Source organism: Macrococcoides bohemicum, from assembly GCF_016865215.1.
Taxonomy (GTDB): domain Bacteria; phylum Bacillota; class Bacilli; order Staphylococcales; family Staphylococcaceae; genus Macrococcoides; species Macrococcoides bohemicum.
Genome location: NZ_CP054482.1, coordinates 188,403 through 208,392 on the forward strand (window position 1 = coordinate 188,403; position 19,990 = coordinate 208,392).

A 19,990-nucleotide genomic window follows, 5' to 3' on the forward strand; every position below is an offset into this window, starting at 1 on the left:
CATTGGAAATGATTATTTATTAATCATTGAACCCCTAAATCGCAATGTTTTAGAATGAATATTTAATTAAATATTCAGAATAATAAATAAATACTATTGCAACATGTAATATGTGACTATATAATATAGAAGTAAGTATTTCTCGTTAATACATTAAAGGGGTGTAGTTATGGAAGGTATTGTGAGTTTTCTAAATGATATTGTGTGGAGTAAACCGTTAGTGTATGGGTTGTTAATTACAGGGATTTCATTTTCATTAATGATGAAGTTCTTTCAAGTCAGGCATTTAAAAGAGATGATCCGACTGATGTTTCAAGGGGAGAAGTCACCTACAGGAATTTCTAGTTTCCAGGCAATTGCTTTATCGCTTGCTGGACGTGTAGGGACGGGTAATATAGTCGGTGTTTCAACAGCAATTTATATCGGTGGCCCGGGAGCTGTATTCTGGATGTGGATGACAGCGTTTTTGGGTGCGAGTTCAGCATTCATCGAATCTACACTAGCTCAAATTTATAAGAGAGAGATTAACGGTGAGTATCGTGGGGGTCCCGCATATTATATTGAAGCAGGAATGAAAGGCAGATTTGCGAAAGGTTATGCGATATTATTCGCAATACTGGCAATAGTATCAACAGCATTATTATTACCTGGTATTCAATCTAACGCCATTGCAAGTTCTATGAAGAATGCTTTTGGATTCGAAGGATGGATTATCGGTATAGCACTTGTGGTGATTTTAGCATTAATTATTTTTGGAGGCGTTCGCTGGATTGCATCTGTAGCGACTGCAGTAGTCCCTTTTATGGCAATCTTATATATTTTATTAGCGGTTGTTATTATTGTTCTTAATATTGATAAAGTTCCTGGTTTATTTGCATTAATATTCAAGTCAGCATTCAATATGGAATCAGCGTTTGGTGGGATACTTGGTGCAATGATTGAAATCGGTGTTAAACGTGGACTTTATTCTAATGAAGCTGGTCAAGGTACAGGGCCTCATCCGGCAGCAGCAGCAGAAGTATCACACCCTGCTAAACAAGGTTTAGTTCAAGCTTTCTCGGTATATGTTGATACGTTGTTTGTATGTACTGCAACAGCATTAATTATTTTATTATCAGGTACATTCAATACAACGGACGGCGCGATGAAGGGTGATATGCCGAACTTAATTAACGATGGCGGTGTATATGCACTAAATGCTGATGGAGAGAAGGACTACTCTGGAACAGCAATGTATGTTCAAGCGGGTATTGATAAAGCATTCCATGGAAGTGGTTATCAATTTGACCCGGCATATTCGGGTATTGGTTCATATTTCGTTGCCATTGCACTGTTCTTCTTTGCATTTACTACCATATTAGCATATGCATATATAGCAGAAACCAATGTATCTTATTTGACGAAAAATGGTAGTGTATCTTTAAATAAGTTTTTAATTAACGTCACACGTTTAATTATTGTTGGTGCAACATTCTACGGTGCAATAAAAACAGCAGACGTTGCGTGGGCAATGGGGGATCTTGGTGTAGGATTAATGGCGTGGTGTAACATTATCGCAATCTGGATTCTACATAAACCAGCATTACGTGCATTGAAAGACTTTGAAAAACAAAAGAAAGAAAAAGGATCAGGTCGCTATGCAGTGTATCATCCAGACCCAAAAGAATTACCGAACGCGACATTCTGGTTAGAAGATTATCCGGAACGTTTAAGAAAAGAACACTTTGATGAAAAAGCACATTAAACATAAAGACAGCCATCGCTGTCTTTTTTGTGCTTAATATTCAGAGAGGAGTGACACGATATTGAATAAATTATTTGTAAATGTAATTAAAATAATATTAGTATTGCTTAATTTTTTTCTATTGAGTTCCTTTATTTTACTTTTTAATCAGAATTTTAAATTTGATTTATCTCATTTTTTTGATGCTTTTCCACAGTTTCTTGAACAATTGATACATATTGATAAAGTTACATTTAAGACACCCGGCAGTTACATAGAAAATCCATTTTTATCCTTTATTATTAGACCATGGCGAAATTCGATGCTTATTTTATTTTTGAGTATAATGCTCGGAAGTATCTTAAGTATATTTTGTGTTGTCATTGCCAAAAGGTTTAAGGTGATTGATTACATAATGAAACATATCGTAAAAATTTTGGGTTATTTACCGGATATTTTTTATATTCCTTGTGTCATTGTCTTTATTATCTTTTTCTATCAGCAAACAGGTATATTGATAATGGAAGTAGCAAGTTATGGGGAACAAGAAGCTATTGTTTTTCCTTCGATCATGCTATCTGTAATTCCTTTTGTACAGCTTTATAAAATTTTGGATCAGGTAATTACCGAGGAACTTGACAAAGATTATGTGGTACTCGCACGCGCAAAAGGACTTAATGATTTTGAAATCCTGTTAAGACATGTGCTGTCTAATGTATGGATAACATTTTACATCAATTTTAAGCAAGTTGTCTGGATGACACTCTCCAGTCTATTAATTATGGAAGTGATATTAGGTTATTTTGGAGCAACACAATTTTTATATTACTATCATGCTCCAATTATGTTAATGACGATATTAGTACTGATGTTTGTTCCGATATATCTCGTTTTATTTGTCATTCAGAAACTCGTTGAATTTAGAACTGGGGTGAAGTTATGAGGAAATTATTAAAGATTTGGCTGGCATTAATTATCCTCATCTTACCTTTTATTACAAGTGTCCTTTACTTTGATATTTTTCAGAACAAAGTAAAAGTATATAAATTTAACGTGATGACAAGTGAAATAAAAAATCCAGTGCCACCAGGCGTTGTGAATTGGTTCGGTACAGACCGTTTTGGTGCTTCAATATTTATGGAAAGCTGGCACGGTTATCGCATCACGTTTATCTTTGTCATTGGGATAGTACTTATTTCTTTTATCATTGCCGTTATTCTTGGAAGTTATCTCGCTTTTCGTAAAGGAACGGTAGATATTGTTACAGATGGATTTTTAAATGCTTATTACTTTATACCACAGGCAATCGTTACATTTATGTTGTTATTTCCAGTGCTGACAGCTGTAAAAGGTAAGTTCAGCTACGATATGACGTTTAGAATAGGTTACATGTTAATCGTGATTGCGCTAGTGATGGTACCAACGACGATGGTGGTCGTTAGAGATCAGGTAAGGCAGGTATTAAATACAGAATATATGGATGCGGCAACAGTAATCGGTGCCAGCAAGACACAAAAATTAATCCGTCATGTCTATCCTAATATAAAGAATAGATTATTGATTATCTTTGTACGTATGTTATATCAAGCATTAATGGTACTTAGCCATATTTCATTTTTCCGTATTTTCTTTGGGGGAACGAAGACATGTGATGGTTTTGAAGCATGTTTAGGTAACGATTTTACACTCATTATGCCGGAGCTTACGACGTTATTAGGGTACCATATGACAGAATTATATTCTTCGTGGTGGACATTTATGGTGCCTTGTACATTTGTGGTATTAATATTAATTGCAATACAAATGTTGGCCGATGCACTTGAAACAGAATATAAATCTATGTAAAAAAGCGGGATATTAGTTATCCTGCTTTAAAAAATGCAATATATCTGTATAAATTCTTTCTTTATCTTTACTTACTGTCATTAAATGACCAGCATTACCATAATGATTAATAAATTTTTTGGACTGAATACTATCATAAATGAATTGAGCACTTTCATGATAGCTCATATCATCACGATCACCATAAAGTATGATAGTTGGACTATTAATTTTACTTAAGTTGTTGATTATATTTTCAATATAATCAACAAACTTACTGGCACCTGTGTAATTATCGATAAGCTGATAATTTGATTCTGAGAATGGTTCAGAAGAGATGACCTTATGCATTCTCGGTGCAAATTGTTTTAAACGGTATTTAATTCCTTCTGTATCTTTTTTCATTGGTACACTCATCACGATAAGTTGATTAACATCGTATTTTTCTGCGAGCTTAAGTGAAAATAAACCACCTAAAGAGACACCGACTAATGAAATCGTGTTATATTGATCTTTTAATTTTAAATAGCTTTCTTCAACAGTTTTCCACCAGTCATCGATATCGTATTTCACAAAATCCTGGATAGGCAATCCGTGCCCTGGATACGACGGAATGAGGACTGTGTAACCTTGTTCATGAAGATAGTGACCCAGTTGTTTAACATCTCTAACTGTTCCTGTAAATGTATGGAGAAGAAGTATTGCGTGTTCATTTCCTTCTAAATATATTGGATCTGGATTTTTTACTTTTATCATTGGAGTACCTCCATTGTAATCAGTATAATAAATGTAATATTCATTATACTATGAGTTGTTAGGGGATGGAAAAATGACGTTTGAAGAAGTGATGGCAGAACTTGAATCTCTAGGTAAAGAAACGACGTCATTTTTTAATCAGTGGGGCGCTTTGAAAGATCATCGAATACTATTTACACATATGCAATCGTTCTTATTTTTGTAGGTTAAAGTATTTTGTATATGTATTTAACGCCTTACTTTAATCAATTAGGTTTACAAGCATCTATAGTGAGTTTTCTATATTTACTGTACGGTATAAGTGGCATAGCTGGAAGTGGTTTAGGAAGTATATTTACAGAGAAACTAGGGGTTAAAAAGACATTAACGATGCTAATGACAGTTTATTTCTTTGTGCTGCTTGCTTTTATTGTGACACAGTATAATGTATGGACATTAAGTATCAATGTCATGTTGTTTGGCCTAACTGGATGGTCTATGAATGCACCGACACAAATGCGCTTAATTCAAATTGCAGATATAAATGCAGGATTCAATCAAACATTTAGTACGTCATCTACCCAATTTGGAATGGCATTAGGAGCAGCAATTGGCGGTCTTATTATTGCCTGGTAATTACCATATAATGCATTAATGATTGTAGGGGGGATATTTATTGTTTTGGCACTATTATCATTTAAATATTCGTATAAAGCCGTTGATTAATATATCAACGGTTATTTTATTTCAAAAATTGACAATATTCTGACAAATCAATAAAATGAAACTTGGGAGGAATTTTTCATACTACATAAAGAGGAGATGATTTCATGAATCAACAGGATTATAACAAAATTGCAGCATCGAAAGATTTCAATGATCTAGTTGCGACGAGAAAAAAGTTTATTTTTCCTATTACTTTGTTCTTTATCGTTGCTACATTGCTCTTTCCGATTCTGACAGGTTATACGACAATTTTGAATAATATTGCTTTCTGGAATATTTCATGGGCATGGATTTATGCATTATTATTATTTGTGATGGTCTGGACATTAGTCACAATTTATATGAGTAAAGCGAAGCAGTTCGATGCCGCAAGTGAGCGAATCATTAATGAGTACAAAAGGGGGTCTCGCTCATGAATATGACAGTCATTAGCATGTTTTTATTTTTTGTAAGTTTAACGCTACTTATTACATATTTTGCTTCAAAAAGAACGAATTCTGCTGAAGATTTTTATACTGCTGGTGGAGGTTTAACGGGTTGGCAAAATGGTTTAGCGATTGCAGGAGATTATTTATCGGCAGCATCATTTCTAGGTATTGCCGGAGCTATCGCACTTTGGGGATTCGATGGCTTCTTCTATAGTATTGGATATTTAACGGCGTATTTAATTGTATTATACATCGTTGCTGAACCATTAAGAAATTTAGGGAAATATACTTTAGCAGATATGATCGCAGCACGTTTTGAATTAAAGAAAGTGCGTGCGATGGCTGCAGTTTCATCAATCACGATTGTAATATTCTATATGTTAGCACAACTTGTTGGAGCAGGTGCATTAATTCAACTGTTATTTAATATTCCATATACTTGGGCTGTTATTATAGTCGGTATTATGATGACGGTTTATGTATTGTTTGGTGGGATGACGGCAACAAGTTGGGTTCAGATGGTCAAAGCAATTCTTCTAATGGTTGGAACGCTCATCATTTCTTTTCTAGTATTAAAACACTTTAACTTCAGCATTGCTGAAATGTTTGGTCAGATGAAAAATATTAAATCAGCTGACTTTAAAGGAGAATATATTAATCCAGGTTCGCAAGGTAAATCACCCCTTGATAATATTTCACTGATTATTGCCCTGTTATTTGGAACGGCAGGTTTACCCCATATTTTAATGCGTTTCTTTACGGTAAGTGACGCTAAAACAGCAAGAAGTTCTGTAATGTGGGCTACCTGGATTATCGGTATATTTTATATCTTAACCATATTCTTAGGTTTTGGTGCTGCTAGTCTTTTATCTCGAGAAGAAATTTTAAAAGCGAATCCTGCTGGAAATATGGCTGCACCGTTACTGGCAGATAAACTTGGCGGAGATTTACTCATGTCATTTGTATGCGCAGTAGCATTTGCAACGATTTTAGCGGTTGTTGCAGGTCTTGTGTTATCGGGTGCTTCTGCATTTGCACATGATATTTATGGTGAGATTATTAAGAAGGGTAACATTAGTGAGAAAGAACAAATGAGTGCAGCAAAGATTGCCTCATTAGCAGTTGCTATTCTTTCAATTATATTAGCGCTATTTGCACAAAATATGAACGTTGCTTTCTTAGTATCTTTGGCATTCTGTGTAGCAGCGAGTGCAAACTTACCGGTAATCGTTTATACGATATTCTGGAAGAGATTTAATACGCAAGGTGCTATAGCAGGAATCGTTGTAGGGCTTTTGACATCTATTATATTAGTGATTTTAAGTCCGAATGTTATGAATCCGGCAGGAACAGGTTTTATTAATATGGACCCTATTTTCCCGCTTGCAAATCCAGCGATTATTTCTGTACCAGCAGGTTTCATCGCTGCATTTCTAGGTACATTTTTAGGTAAGGCAGATACAGAAGAGAAATTTAAGGAAGTTCAAGTTAAGTCAGTGACTGGTATCGCAACTTCAGAAGTTACACATTAAAGAAAAATAAGAAATTCTCCCATAAAAATAAACCAAAGACGTTAATATGTCTTTGGTTTATTTTGTGTATACTTATCTTTCTTTTGCCATCTTTCCACCTTCTAAATGATAAAGATGATCAGCATATTTAAAAATACGATCATCGTGAGTGATGATGATACAAGCACTTTGTTGTGCTTTTACACGTTCACGAATCGCTTCAATCACTTGTGTTGCACGCTCAAAATCAAGACTTGCTGTAGGTTCGTCAGCAAGAATTAATGAAGGTTCATTCATAAAGGCACGTGCAATGGCAACACGTTGTTTTTCTCCACCTGATAAATTTTTTGGATATTGTTTTGTACGATGTCCAAGTCCAAAAGTATTGAGTAATTCATCAGCACGTTTGCTCGCTTTTTTCTTCTCCATTTTATTTTCAAGCGCTACATGCATAAGTTGTTCTTTCACTTTTAAGAATGGTACAAGATGTGAGGCTTGAAAGATAAAGCCTATTTCACTTAAACGAAGTTGTGTAAGCTCATGCTGTTTCAATGTAGTTATTGATCTATTATCAATTAGTACATCACCACTTGTTGGTTTAAGTAACGCACCAATAATCGTGAGTAGTGTACTTTTCCCGGAACCAGATGGACCATATAGACAAACGACTTCACCTGGTGCGACTTCAAAATTTATATCTTTTAATACTGTAACTTCAGTATCACCCTGTTTAAATGATTTTGAAAGATGTTTCACGTGAATCATATTATTCTCCTCCTATTGCTTCTATTGGATCAATCTTAAGCACCTTGACGATAGATAACATTACACCAATAAACGATACAAATAAGAACAGTCCAGCTAGAATCATAATAAGATTATTATTTAGATAAAATGGCATGCCTGGCGGCATAAAGTTATTGATAGCGGTAATAATAATGATAGCTAATGACACACTAAAAATTACTATAATAAATACTTCCTGAATCAGTTTAAATATAAGTTTTTTATGACTTGTTCCAATCGCTTTTAAAATGCCGTATTCAGTTGTCTTCTGAATCGTAATGATATAGAAGAATACCGTGATGACGATAGCTGAGATTAAAAATAAGAAAAATACCATTAAGTTTAAAGGCATTTGCTCAGCTTCATAACTTGGGATAGCTTTCATCGCATCTTCAGGTGTTATGATTTTAGAATGTTTTAAGTTTTGTTTTAAATCTTTAATTGAAACATTGTCTAATACATGCTGATTAATGATTGCTGTGTTGATTGCTTCATGAGGTACAACTTTGTTATAAGTTGCTTGATTAACAAGACCAACAGGCATGTGAGAATACATTTGAAATTTTTCAAAGTCTGAAATACGTAAATTTTCTTCGCTATCTACAATATTTAGTTTATCTTTTAAGTCATATGATTTGTTAAGATGAACATCTAAAGCGACATCGCCATCTTTTGGCAATGCATGTAATTTAGAAATGGTAGTCAGTAAAAACTTATCGTTGTTTTGAATTTTAATCGGTTGCATCTGAACTAAAGGAATATTAAAATCTTTTAAAACTTTTACATCTTCTTTATCAAGTGGTGCGTTGAGCAAATTGTTATCTGCATCTTCTGATACGACAAAATACTTACCATCCATATGTTCTATAAATGAAATATTATCTTTTCCTAAACCTTGTGCTAAACTTGAAACAAATAATACCAGGAATGCTAATAGAAATATGATTGCAGCAATCAATACATATTTCATTTTGTAATACTTAATTTCTTTAAGTGCTAAATTCATAATGATCACCTTTCTCGTTTTGTTGATAGTGTTATCATAAACAATCAATATGAACAGAATATGAACAAAGGAGTATATTGGATGAAAAATAAAATTTTAATTGTAGATGATGAACAAAGTATAAGAAATCAAGTAGTGGAAGGATTTATAAAACATCATTATGAAGTATTTAGTGCGGAAAGTGGAGAGGTTGCTCTTAAAGTACTGGAAAATGAGAAGATAGATTTGTGTGTAGTTGATATTATGATGCCGGGGATGAACGGATTTGAATTGTGTGAAACCATAAAAGAAAGTTATCAATTACCGGTTATTATGCTTACAGCACGTGATGCATTGGGTGATAAGCGCATCGCTTTTGAAGCGGGTAGCGATGACTATGTTACAAAGCCTTTTGAGTTTGACGAATTACTTTTTAGAGCGAATGCAATCTTAAAACGTTATAACTTAGATATCACATCAATAAAAATAGGTAATGTGGAACTTGATCAGGATACATATGAACTCCATATTCATCAGGACACACTTTATTTGCCGCGAAAAGAATTTGAACTTCTGTATTATTTAGTTAAACACCAACCTAATATCGCTACTCGAGAGCAATTAATTGAAGCAATTTGGGGACAGGATTTTGAGGGAGATGAACGTACCGTGGATGTTCATATTAAACGCATACGGAAGCGATTAGAAAATTATGATACGCAAATGGAAATCGTAACAGTACGTGGTGTAGGGTACAAGGTGCATCATGTTTAAACATTTATCAACAAGGTTTATTGTTACAACGCTCCATGTCATGCTCATTAGTGCAGTAATTGCTTTTGTTATTGCTAATATGTATTATCACGTCACATTGAAAGAACAAAATGATGCGAGGGTGACGCAAGTACTATTATCTCAAAAAAAATATATTGAAAAACACCCTCAAATAAAACCACAAGAATTCTTTACCCAACTTGGAAATTTGAATTTTCAAGTACTGGTGATTAATAACAACGATTCAAAACAGAATTATGGCACAAAGTTCAGGATAGATAACCTTAGATTAGATGAAATTAAAATGGAACGAGACGGCGTTTATCACGGTATTAAAAATCGACCATTCAATCTATTCATCACTGGATTTTTTGATAATGAGTCAAGCAATACAGTAGGAACGAAAATGCGCATCAATCATCAGCAATATACAGTATTTATAAGACCCGATGTTGGCGAAAGTATGAATGAATTCCGCTCATTTTTAGCAGTATTGCTTGTATTAACTATTCTTATATCGATGTTACTTGTCTTTATTTCATCAAAATATATTGTGCACCCGGTAATCGAACTAAAAAAAGCCGCGCAACGCATTGGTGAACAAAGTGGTTACCAAACAACGGTTAATCGTAAAGATGAATTAGGTGTTCTTGCTGAAGAAATGAATGAGATGAGTAAGAAGATTAAGCAACATGAAGAAATCAATCATCGATTTGTGGCAAATGTAAGTCATGAAATACAATCTCCGATTACTAACTTAATCGGGCAAATAAATAAATTCAAAGATACAGAAGATTTGAGTTTACTTAATCAGATTGAACATCAATCATTACGTTTAAGTGGTCTGACGAAGCAGTTATTACTTTTAGCCTCAATTGAGCAGAATAAAATATCATTAACGAAACAAAACTTTAATTTTAAAATGCTTATTCAGGAAGTTATTCGAGATAATATGTATACAATTAATCAGAAAGATATATTTTTGAGTACCACGTTAGAAGATGTATATGTCCTGGGAAATAGAGAACTATGCTATCAAATGATTACTAATTTATTATCTAATGCGATTAAATATAGTCCGAATGACAGTGAAATTCATATTGAACTGAAAGAAGAACAGGATAATAAACTATTCATTATTGAAGATCATGGCTATGGGATGACTGATGAGACGAGAAAAATGATTTTTGAGCGTTTCTATAAGTCGAATGTGAACGAAGATAATATCACATCAAATGGATTAGGAATGGCAATCGTAAAAGTGATTTTAGATGTACATGACTTTACTATCGATATCGATAGTGAGATAGATAAAGGAACAACGATAATAATTGAATTACTTTAATAAATAAGCGGGTGCGACATGAGTCTTAGCCCTCTTCTGTTTAACAGCTTAAACGGCGGAACAGAAGTTGCCCCTACGACAAAAACCGAACAAAAAACTATAAATCAAAGAACGATTTATTAGTTTTGTTCGGTTTTTGCTTGTGGCAGAACACTTCTGTCCCAGCCTCTCATCATAGTTATGCTTCATATTTAAATATGTTTCTTGTGACCCATTTCTCGATTTCAATCAGGATAAAAACAGCAGTTCCGATACCTATGGGAATCATCCATTGTGAAAATGTCAGTGGGGCAGTTTTTAATATCGTATTAAAGAATGGCACATACGTAATGAGTAATTGTAGTGTGATGAGTAAACCAGATACGATAAATGCGACTTTGTTCTTAAAGAAATCTTGATTGATTGCAAATTGATTTAAGTGTCGGCAATTAAATAGATGGAAGATTAATGCAAATACTAGTGATTGCAATGTGATTGTATTCAGTACAGTTTTATGTAGATCTAGATGACTCAAGTACATATTTGCAAGAAGTATTCCACCAGCTACAATGACTGATACGAGTAGTATTCTAAATAAGAAATAATTACTTAGTAGCGGTGTAGATTTATGCCTTGGCTTTCTGTTCATTGCACCAGGTTCTAGTGGTTCAAATGCAAGCGCAAAAGATATGGTAATCGCTGTTACCATGTTCACCCAAAGTACTTGGACAGGAGTAAGTGGTATGGAAATACCAAATAGAATCGCTGCTAAAATGAGTAATCCTTGAGAACCGTTTGTCGGTAAAATGAATAGTATTGTTTTCTTTAGATTATCATAGACACGACGTCCTTCACGTACCGCATCTACAATTGTTTCAAAATTATCATCAACCAGTATCATACGCGCAGCATCTTTAGACACTTCAGTTCCTTTAATGCCCATTGCAACACCGATATCGGCGCGTTTTAATGCTGGTGCGTCGTTAACACCATCACCGGTCATCGATGTTATTTCGTCATGTTTTTGCAATGCTTTTACGAGTTGTAATTTATTCTCCGGACTTGTTCTTGCAAACACATCGTATTCAATCGCTGATTGGTATAGTGTCTCTTCATCCATATTATCTAGTTCGCGACCTTCGATAGCCTTTGTACCATCACCGATTCCGAGTTGTTTCCCAATCGCCATTGCAGTTTCTTTATGGTCACCTGTAATCATTTTTACTGCAATTCCAGCTTTTTGACATTCATTTACCGCTTTTATTGAAGATTCACGTGGTGGATCTATAATCCCTACTAACCCAAGTAAAGTGATGCCACTTTGTAAATCGTCATGTGAAAGTGTAGTTGTATCATTAGGCACATCTTTATATCCTGCAGCAATTAATCGTTTACCTTCTTTAGCGATTACACTTAATTTATCTTCCCATACTTGTCTATCATCAGAATTGGTAAATACACGATCGAATATTCTGTCAGGTGCTCCTTTAATATAAATACGTTTCTTGCCCTGATCTTCGACGAGATATGCCATATATTTATATAGTGAATCAAAAGGGATTTTATCGATTGCCTGTAAGTTTGGAATTTCTAAATCCGTTTTATGGGCGAGTGTCATTAAGCAGCCTTCAGTAGGCTCACCGGTAATTTGAAAATGACCATTTTCATCTTGTGAGAGACGTGCTTCATTGACTGTTTTGACGCATGTTAGGAACTGGTATAATTCTTGTTCTGTTTCGGGTGTTTCAGTTAGCTCGGGTATAATTTCTCCGATTGGCTCATAACCTGTGCCCGTAACTTTATAACGATTATGCATTAAATCAATTGAAGTCACAGTCATTTCGTTTTTTGTAAGCGTACCAGTTTTATCGGTACAGATAACTGAAACTGAACCTAAAGTTTCCACTGAAGGTAAGTTCTTTACGATTGCATTATTCTTTGCCATCGACTGTACGCCAAGTGCTAAAATAATTGAAATAACAGCAGGCAATCCTTCAGGTATAGCACCAACTGCAAGCGCGATAACAGATAAGAGTAGTTCGTCTGCTGGATAATTGTGATAAAACAAACCAAATAAATAAATTGCGATAGAAATTACAACAATACCAATACTCACTGATTTACCGAATTGACCCGTTTGTTGCATCAATGGGGTCGTCATCTGTTCTGTGTCAGTCATTGCCTGATTAATTTTACCAAGTTCAGTGTCTTTTCCGATTGCAACAACTACACCTATTCCAGAACCTGAAGTAATAGATGAGCTTGAATAAGCCATATTTTTTCTATCACCGAGTGCAGCATCTTCTGAGATTTTACGTGTATTTTTTTGGACTGGGACAGATTCGCCGGTTAAAGCAGACTCTTCAATCTTTAGATTATTCGCCTCGATTAAACGTAAGTCTGCAGGTATCTTCTCACCGGATGATAAAATAACGATATCTCCGATTGTCAATTGTTCGCCGGGAATAGTTTGACTACGGCCATCACGAATTACTACAGCCTCACTCGTCATCATTTTACGAATGCTTTCTAAAGCTTTTTCAGCACGAGATTCCTGTACATAACCAATGATTGCATTAATAATTGCAACAAGAATGATAACCGACATATCAAGAAAGTGTCCTAAAAATCCTGTAATAGCTGCAGCAACTAGTAATACATATATTAAAATATCGTTAAAGTGACCGAAAAACTTAATGATTTTAGGTTTGTCTCGCTTTGCTGGGAGTGCATTAAGACCATAAGTTAACCGGTTTGCTTCAACTTGTTCATGGGACAAACCGCTTTTTATAGAGGTGTGAAATGCAAGAATCGTGTCATCGATTGTGAGTTGATACCATTTTTCATTTTTCATAATGAACATTCCTTTGCGTATAGTATTACTCTTATCGTAACGCAAATAATTAAGTAATTCTAACGAAAGGAATGTATTTAATAGGAATTAACACAATGATTAAATCTTTGTGAATTTTTAATATTATTACTTGCTTTTATCAGTATTAACCATAGTTACAAAGGCATTGAAAAATGAATCAGCAAAAGGCTTCCAACGTCGCATTACCAAATTACTAGAATTATCATGAGCGTAGTAATTTTCAGGTAATGAAATTGTTAGCCCTTTTTTGCAATCACGAATATATTCCGTATGAAGCGTATTAGGTGCATACTCTAAATGACCATTTATATAAATGTCTTTATTATCTTTTGAAATTAATAAATCTGCACCAAATTCAGGATGAGTGCTGACTATGGTTAAGTCAGTCTTATCTTTAATATCCTGTATCCCAAAATTAGTATAACGAGATTGGGGTATATAATAGCTTTGATAATTTTTTGTTAAAGGATGATCTGCCAGAACATCATAAGAATAAACGCCAAACAATTTATTATTACCTTTAAAAGTGAATTTCTCAATATTGTAATAGTGATGTAGTGCAAATTGTGCTGCCCAGCAAATAAATAAACGCGTTTGTTGTTGTGCTTTAGACCAATCTATGATGCTTTTAAGTTCATCATTATAATATACAGATGCAAAAGGGAGATGCTCTACAGGTGCTCCTGTCACGATTAACGCATCATAATCGTGTTGTTTAGCTTGGTCGAAATTTATATAATGTTGCTTAGCATAATTTCTCTTTTCGGTATTAGTTCGATGTGTCTTTAAATATAAAAAATCAATCATAGCTGTATTAAAATGATGTTTAAACTGCAGTTCCGTCTCGAATTTATTTGGCATTAAATTAATGATAAGGATACGAGGAATATTCAATTAAATCACACTTAATCCTTGTTCCAGGTCTGCGATGATATCATCAATATGTTCAATGCCAATAGAAATTCGAATCGTTTCTGGACTTACACCTGCTGCGAGCTGTTCAGCTTCTGTAAGTTGTGCATGTGTAGTAGAAGCGGGATGAATGATAAGTGATTTTGCATCTCCAACATTTGCAAGTAAAGAGAAGAGCTTAAGTGATTCGATAAACTTCTTGCCGGCTTCACGTCCACCCTTAACTCCAAACGTAAAGATAGAACCTGCACCTTTAGGTAAATATTTTTCTTGTAATGTTTTGTATGGACTCTCTGGTGTATCTGCATATTTAATCCACGCGACTTTATCGTGATTTGAAAGAAACGCGATTACCTTTTTTGTATTTTCCACGTGACGCTCTACACGAAGAGAAAGTGTTTCTAATCCTTGAGTTAATAGAAATGAATTGAACGGTGAAATTGCTGCACCAGTATCTCTGAGTAGTGTTGTACGTATCTTAAAAGCATAGGCTGCTTCACCAAAAGCTTCGGTAAAAACGAGATTATGATAGCTAGGATCAGGTTCTGATAAGTTTTTAAACTTACCGTTATTCCAGTCAAAATTGCCACTGTCAATAATGACCCCACCAATTGAAGTACCATGTCCTCCTATAAATTTAGTTGCGGAATGTACGACAATATCTGCGCCAAACTCAATTGGACGACACAGATAAGGAGAAGCAAAAGTATTATCGACGATTAAAGGAATACCATGATTATGTGCAATGTTTGCAAGTGCTTCAATATCTTCAACATTTCCTTCGGGATTACCGATAGTTTCTACAAAAATAGCTTTCGTATTTTCTTTTAATGCTTCTTTTACATGTTCTAAATTTGTCGTATCCACGAGTGTTGCTTCAATACCGAATTTCTTGAATGTGTGTTCAAATAAAGTGTGTGTTCCGCCATATAAGCTTGTAGTTGCTACAATGTGGTCACCGCTGTTCGCAATAGTTTGTATTGCATAAGTAATGGCAGCCATTCCTGAAGCGACTGCGACACCAGCCACGCCGCCTTCAAGTTCAGCAACACGTGTCTCAAAAGCAGCTGTTGTAGGATTTGTAAGTCTTGAATATATATTACCTAATTCTTTTAAACCGAAGAGATTTGCAGCATGTTCCGTATCGTTGAATGTAAATGATGTTGTTTGATAAATAGGGAGTGCACGTGCGTTCGTTTCCTTGTCGATGACTTGTCCTGCGTGAACTTGCAAAGTTTCAAATCTGTACTGTTTTGTCATTATAAATTCCTCCTGGCATTAAATTGTATTCCACACTAAATTTAATAAGAGGAGCAAAAAATGAGCCTACCTCAAAGAAGTAGACTCATAAGCTCATCTTTCAGGTTATACCTGCTGGAATTAGCACCTAATTGAATAGGTTGCTGGGTTTCATGGGGCCAGTCCCTCCACCACTCTGGATAAGTTATATTTAGTTGTAAGAATTAAACATTATTCTAAAACGATTGTTCTGAATTGTCAAACATTTATTTTAAAATCATTTGTTAGTTATGCTTTAATTTATTGATATATTCCTCTAGTTTCTCTTGATTTTCTTGTGAAATTTCAGGAAACTCAGGCTTTAATCGTTCTATCGTATCTATCATAACTTCTGTAACGATACGTCTTGTATGCCATTCATCATCTGCAGGTAAAACAAACCACGGGCTATGTTCAGTAGATGTTGCTTCTAACATTTCAGAGAATATTTTTTGGTAGTCATCCCAATACTCACGCTCTTTTACGTCATTGAATGAAAATTCCCAGTTCTTATCTTTATTAGTCATTCGCTCAAGTAAACGATCACGTTGCTCATCTTTTGACATGTTGAAGAAGAATTTAATCACTTCAAATCCATTTTCAGTTAAATAACGTTCATAATCATTGATTTGACGATATCGTGTTTTCCAAATTGATTCATCTACTTCATTATTTGGTGTTTCGTGTGTCGCAACAGAATCATGTATTCTTGGCGCAAGTACATCTTCATAGTATGAGCGATTAAAAATTCCAATTTGCCCACGCTCAGGTAAACCTTCATGATAACGCCATAAATAGTCATGTTTAAGTTCTGTGTCATTCGGCTTACCGAAAGAAGTAGTCTTTAATCCCTGTGCACTTAGATTAGAGAAGATATAACTGATAACTTCATCTTTTCCGGCAGCATCTAGCGCCTGCAATACAACGATGATACCATTCTTTTCAGCAGCATGTAATTTTAGATGGAGTTTTTCAAGTTTTTCTGTTAAAACAGGTACGATATCCGCTTTTATCTTATCATTATTTTGTTTTTCATTTTCTGTTGATTTATAATTATTAAAATCAAATTTAGTATTAGGTATTACTTTATATTGGTTAATGTCCATAGAAACCCTCCATATACTTTTTGAATGTATTCCCTAGCAACTATAGAAGTAAACAGTATTTATATCTATTTGTTATAATTTAATAATAATCCTTATGAAATAAGATGACTTTAGAGAGGAATTTATGAAACTTATTCAATCTACCCATTACCACGAAGATTTACTTGAACAATTTGAGTTAACTGAAGAACAACTAAAGTTTGTGAAAAGTCCTGAAATAAATATCAATGTAGCAAAAGAAGATACTAATCGCACACCAATTTTTGGACTAAATGAAGAGGGAATACCTGTTGTATTTTTGTGTTACATGAACATAGCGAATTTGAAAGCAAATTTGAAGTAGATAACAGTATATATTTAAGATCTTTTTCGACTGACAACAGACATTTAAGACAAGGTTATGCAAAACAAGCATTATTTGCTTTACCGGAATTTATTATGAGTAATTTTCCGCATATTAAATATATAACGTTACTTGTGGATGTCCCTAATATCGTTGCACATGACATGTATTTAAAACTTGGATTTGTACAAGGTAATCAGGTAGAGGGGGAAGATACCCAGCTTACTGCAAGGTGAAAAAATGCGTGAAGTGTAAACTTCACGCAAATAAAAAGTTATTTAGTTTCTGATGACATCGTCTCTTCTACCGTTTAAGTATGCATAAACTAATCCGATAAATAAACCACCACCGATGTAGTTACCGATATATGCATAAAATAAGTTTTTCAGAACGTCAATCCAAGATAATGCATCGATATTGTAGAACATCATTCCGGCAAACAATCCTGCATTGTAAACAACGTGTTCGTAAGCCATAAATACAAAGATAACTACTCCGATACCGATGAAGAATACTTTAGCTAATACTTCCTTACATTGTAAAGAAATATAAATACCGATATTGATAAAGAAGTTAGCGAATATCCCTTTAATTAAAATTGCATGCCAACTTGATTCAATTGTTTTTGCATCTACTGTTTTAGTTAATGCTGCTACCATTTCAGGTGTCATAACTTTAGTGCCTGTCATCATTCCAAATAAGATAAATCCACCAATAATATTTCCCAGGAAACATAACGTAAATATTTTTATGATTTTACCCATTGTGATTGTTTTGAAATAATAACCCGCTGTAAAGAACATAAAGTTACTTGTTAATAATTCAGAATTAGTAAGTACGATCATTACGAGTGCGATACTGAATGCAATTGCACCTACTAAATTGATAAGCCCTGCATTTTCAGTTGCAGCAAATTGTGTCTTTGCTGCAAGTTGAAGCACTGCCATAATAGCTAGTAAAAAACCTGACATAATCGCTTTTAACATATAGCGCCCAGGTGTCTTATCTGCCATTACCTCTTTCATTGCTACTTGGTTTAATACATTTTCAATGTTGCCTTTCGAAGCATAAGTATCTTCGATAGTTTTAGCTGGAATTTCAATAGCCATTGTAGAGCCTCCTGTTGAACAAGATTTTATGAATAAACATGAATGTTATAAATACAATATTATTATATCTGTTACTGAGTAACGTGTATATAGTCAATTTGTGAAAAGGTGAACATTATACTAAATCAAGCATCATTATATAGTCGGTCTGTGCTTCGTCGCCCATTTGAAAGACATGAGAATCGATATGTTTAAAGCCAATTTTTTTATAAAAATCTAATGCATTATGGTTATATTCCCAAACACCAAGCCATATTTTTTTGATGTTCTGATCTTGTGCACGTGATACTGCCTTTTCATATAAATGTTTACCAATACCTTGTTTTTGAAAAGTTTTGTCGACATAAATTCGCTCAATTTCGAGTGAACTATCCGTTATATTTTCTGTTTGAGCTTCATTGGTATTAATTTTTAAGTAACCAGCAACTTGATCCTCAATTAAAGCAAAATAAAATTCTGAATGTGGATCATTAAGCTGCGTCATCATCTTTTCTTTAGTGAAAGATGTCTTTAAGTAATGATCGATAACTTCATCCTTATTATCCGGTCTGAAAGTATCATCGAATGTTTTTTTGCTTATATTGATTAGAGTATTGAGATCGTTTTCTGTAACTTTGCGTATTACAATTTTATTCATAAAGCGAGCTCCTTTAGTCAATTTGTTAATCACATTATGAGCTTAAATGAATGTTTATGCAATCAATATTTGAATAGTAATATATTGATGAAATAAAATTTCGTGTTGACAAAATTTAGTTTCGCGAGTACTGTAAAAATAACAAATTAAATAAGCGCACTAGGGGTGTTTTATAAAAAAACTGAGATAAGGCTGTAGCCTTAGACCCTTTGAACCTGATCTAGATGATACTAGCGTAGGGAAGTGTATAGTCACAGTATTAATGTGTCTATTTTTCCTTACGCAGTCTTCTCTATAGAAGGGTGCGTATTTTTTATGGAGGAATGAAAATGAACAGAAATAGTCAGGGTTTGAAGTTGTCAGATATATTAGTGACAGTGTTAGTAGCAGTATTATTTGCGGTGGCATACAATTTTGTCTGGTTACCTTATGAGGCAATGAAACCATTAGGGCTACATTTTGAACAGTTAATATATGGTGTTTGGTTTATGGCTGCAGTTGTGGCGTATTTAATTGTTCCAAAAGCAGGAATTGCATTACTGGCAGAGTTTGCAGCGGGTGCAGGAGAGACAATCGTAATGGGGAAATTCGACATTCCGACGTTTGTATTTGCATTTTTACAAGGGTTGGCTTGTGAGTTTGTATTCATGTTATTTAAATATCAATCACGCAGCATGATGGTGTGTATATTAGCGGGTGTTGCTGCTGCAATTATAAGTCTGCCGATTGAGTATTTCTATGGATATATGTCTGAAGTAGCGGGATGGAACGTACTGCTTTATATAATTATGCGTTTGATTAGTGGAGCACTGGTAACCGGGGTATTATCGTATTTAATTGTAAAAGCATTAGATCAGACAGGTGTAACGAAGCTGTTTAGAACGTCAACTCAATCAGATTACGATAGTTTATAG

General features: G+C 34.3%; 21 protein-coding genes and 2 riboswitches. Of the genes, 12 read left to right on the top strand and 9 right to left on the bottom strand.

What is annotated here, in order from left to right:
• Window positions 1–169: 169 nt before the first annotated feature.
• The 3 genes from HT586_RS00995 to HT586_RS01005 all read left to right on the top strand — a co-directional run bounded on the left by HT586_RS00995 (window position 170) and on the right by HT586_RS01005 (window position 3,568).
• Window positions 170–1,744 carry an alanine/glycine:cation symporter family protein gene (locus HT586_RS00995; protein WP_203546031.1) on the top strand — a complete coding sequence of 525 codons (1,575 nt, stop codon included), beginning with the start codon at window positions 170–172 and terminating at the stop codon, window positions 1,742–1,744.
• A gap of 325 nt (window positions 1,745–2,069) precedes the next feature.
• Window positions 2,070–2,666, top strand: coding sequence for an ABC transporter permease subunit (locus HT586_RS01000; protein ID WP_262492351.1), 597 nt, complete (start codon window positions 2,070–2,072; stop codon window positions 2,664–2,666).
• On the top strand, window positions 2,663–3,568 hold the full coding sequence (locus HT586_RS01005) for an ABC transporter permease subunit (RefSeq protein WP_203546032.1): 906 nt from the start codon (window positions 2,663–2,665) through the stop codon (window positions 3,566–3,568). The genes HT586_RS01000 and HT586_RS01005 overlap by 4 nt, the downstream gene beginning before the upstream one ends.
• A 12-nt stretch (window positions 3,569–3,580) precedes the next feature.
• On the opposite strand, the gene HT586_RS01010 is transcribed toward HT586_RS01005, so the two are convergent.
• Window positions 3,581–4,303 carry an alpha/beta hydrolase gene (locus tag HT586_RS01010; RefSeq protein WP_203546033.1) on the bottom strand — a complete coding sequence of 241 codons (723 nt, stop codon included), beginning with the start codon at window positions 4,301–4,303 and terminating at the stop codon, window positions 3,581–3,583.
• 73 nt (window positions 4,304–4,376) lie between these two features.
• Here HT586_RS01010 and HT586_RS12480 point away from each other — a divergent pair, with 73 nt between their 5' ends.
• The 4 genes from HT586_RS12480 (at window position 4,377) to HT586_RS01025 (ending at window position 6,968) form a co-directional block, all read left to right on the top strand.
• Complete coding sequence (locus HT586_RS12480) at window positions 4,377–4,508, top strand: hypothetical protein (protein WP_257790028.1); 132 nt, start codon at window positions 4,377–4,379, stop codon at window positions 4,506–4,508.
• Between the two features lie 17 nt (window positions 4,509–4,525).
• Window positions 4,526–4,918 carry an MFS transporter gene (locus tag HT586_RS01015; RefSeq protein ID WP_331253713.1) on the top strand — a complete coding sequence of 131 codons (393 nt, stop codon included), beginning with the start codon at window positions 4,526–4,528 and terminating at the stop codon, window positions 4,916–4,918.
• A gap of 194 nt (window positions 4,919–5,112) precedes the next feature.
• The gene (locus HT586_RS01020) at window positions 5,113–5,424 is read left to right on the top strand and encodes a DUF485 domain-containing protein (RefSeq protein WP_096077627.1); all 312 of its coding nucleotides are present in this window, start codon (window positions 5,113–5,115) and stop codon (window positions 5,422–5,424) included.
• Window positions 5,421–6,968: a solute symporter family protein gene (locus HT586_RS01025; RefSeq protein WP_096077626.1), complete on the top strand. Its 1,548-nt coding sequence runs from the start codon at window positions 5,421–5,423 to the stop codon at window positions 6,966–6,968. Before HT586_RS01020 ends, HT586_RS01025 begins: the two co-directional genes overlap by 4 nt.
• A 72-nt stretch (window positions 6,969–7,040) precedes the next feature.
• On the opposite strand, the gene HT586_RS01030 is transcribed toward HT586_RS01025, so the two are convergent.
• Window positions 7,041–7,712 (bottom strand): ABC transporter ATP-binding protein, encoded by a 672-nt coding sequence (locus HT586_RS01030; protein WP_203546035.1) that lies wholly within the window; start codon window positions 7,710–7,712, stop codon window positions 7,041–7,043.
• 1 nt (window position 7,713) lies between these two features.
• A complete protein-coding gene (locus HT586_RS01035) occupies window positions 7,714–8,739 on the bottom strand; it encodes an ABC transporter permease (RefSeq protein WP_111745296.1) in 1,026 nt (341 codons plus the stop codon).
• A gap of 81 nt (window positions 8,740–8,820) precedes the next feature.
• Here HT586_RS01035 and HT586_RS01040 point away from each other — a divergent pair, with 81 nt between their 5' ends.
• Together HT586_RS01040 and HT586_RS01045 are read left to right on the top strand one after the other, a co-directional pair.
• A complete protein-coding gene (locus tag HT586_RS01040; protein ID WP_203546036.1) occupies window positions 8,821–9,492 on the top strand; it encodes a response regulator transcription factor in 672 nt (223 codons plus the stop codon).
• Window positions 9,485–10,837 (top strand): sensor histidine kinase, encoded by a 1,353-nt coding sequence (locus HT586_RS01045; RefSeq protein ID WP_203546037.1) that lies wholly within the window; start codon window positions 9,485–9,487, stop codon window positions 10,835–10,837. Before HT586_RS01040 ends, HT586_RS01045 begins: the two co-directional genes overlap by 8 nt.
• A 178-nt stretch (window positions 10,838–11,015) precedes the next feature.
• Here the strand turns inward: HT586_RS01045 and HT586_RS01050 are convergent, their stop codons facing one another.
• The 4 genes from HT586_RS01050 to HT586_RS01065 all read right to left on the bottom strand — a co-directional run bounded on the left by HT586_RS01050 (window position 11,016) and on the right by HT586_RS01065 (window position 16,987).
• Window positions 11,016–13,670, bottom strand: a complete 2,655-nt coding sequence (locus tag HT586_RS01050) for an HAD-IC family P-type ATPase (RefSeq protein ID WP_203546038.1) — start codon at window positions 13,668–13,670, stop codon at window positions 11,016–11,018.
• 126 nt (window positions 13,671–13,796) lie between these two features.
• On the bottom strand, window positions 13,797–14,585 hold the full coding sequence (locus HT586_RS01055) for a homoserine O-acetyltransferase/O-succinyltransferase family protein (protein ID WP_203546039.1): 789 nt from the start codon (window positions 14,583–14,585) through the stop codon (window positions 13,797–13,799).
• Window positions 14,586–15,863, bottom strand: coding sequence for an O-acetylhomoserine aminocarboxypropyltransferase/cysteine synthase family protein (locus HT586_RS01060; protein WP_203546040.1), 1,278 nt, complete (start codon window positions 15,861–15,863; stop codon window positions 14,586–14,588). It abuts the gene before it with no gap.
• A 90-nt stretch (window positions 15,864–15,953) separates the two neighbouring features.
• A riboswitch (SAM riboswitch) is annotated at window positions 15,954–16,049 on the bottom strand.
• A gap of 77 nt (window positions 16,050–16,126) precedes the next feature.
• Window positions 16,127–16,987, bottom strand: a complete 861-nt coding sequence (locus tag HT586_RS01065; RefSeq protein WP_203546041.1) for a PPK2 family polyphosphate kinase — start codon at window positions 16,985–16,987, stop codon at window positions 16,127–16,129.
• Between the two features lie 124 nt (window positions 16,988–17,111).
• On the opposite strand from HT586_RS01065, the gene HT586_RS01070 reads away from it, so the two are divergent.
• Both HT586_RS01070 and HT586_RS01075 read left to right on the top strand, forming a co-directional pair.
• Window positions 17,112–17,330: a hypothetical protein gene (locus HT586_RS01070; protein ID WP_203546042.1), complete on the top strand. Its 219-nt coding sequence runs from the start codon at window positions 17,112–17,114 to the stop codon at window positions 17,328–17,330.
• Window positions 17,288–17,566: a GNAT family N-acetyltransferase gene (locus tag HT586_RS01075; RefSeq protein WP_203546043.1), complete on the top strand. Its 279-nt coding sequence runs from the start codon at window positions 17,288–17,290 to the stop codon at window positions 17,564–17,566. Before HT586_RS01070 ends, HT586_RS01075 begins: the two co-directional genes overlap by 43 nt.
• A 42-nt stretch (window positions 17,567–17,608) precedes the next feature.
• Here HT586_RS01075 and HT586_RS01080 read toward each other — a convergent pair whose 3' ends face one another.
• Window positions 17,609–18,439, bottom strand: coding sequence for a formate/nitrite transporter family protein (locus HT586_RS01080; protein WP_111745288.1), 831 nt, complete (start codon window positions 18,437–18,439; stop codon window positions 17,609–17,611).
• Window positions 18,440–18,554: 115 nt separating this feature from the next.
• Window positions 18,555–19,076, bottom strand: coding sequence for a GNAT family N-acetyltransferase (locus HT586_RS01085; protein ID WP_133353795.1), 522 nt, complete (start codon window positions 19,074–19,076; stop codon window positions 18,555–18,557).
• Between the two features lie 151 nt (window positions 19,077–19,227).
• Window positions 19,228–19,335, top strand: a riboswitch (TPP riboswitch).
• A 70-nt stretch (window positions 19,336–19,405) separates the two neighbouring features.
• Between HT586_RS01085 and HT586_RS01090 the strand changes: the two genes are divergently transcribed.
• Window positions 19,406–19,990 (top strand): ECF transporter S component, encoded by a 585-nt coding sequence (locus HT586_RS01090; protein ID WP_133353796.1) that lies wholly within the window; start codon window positions 19,406–19,408, stop codon window positions 19,988–19,990.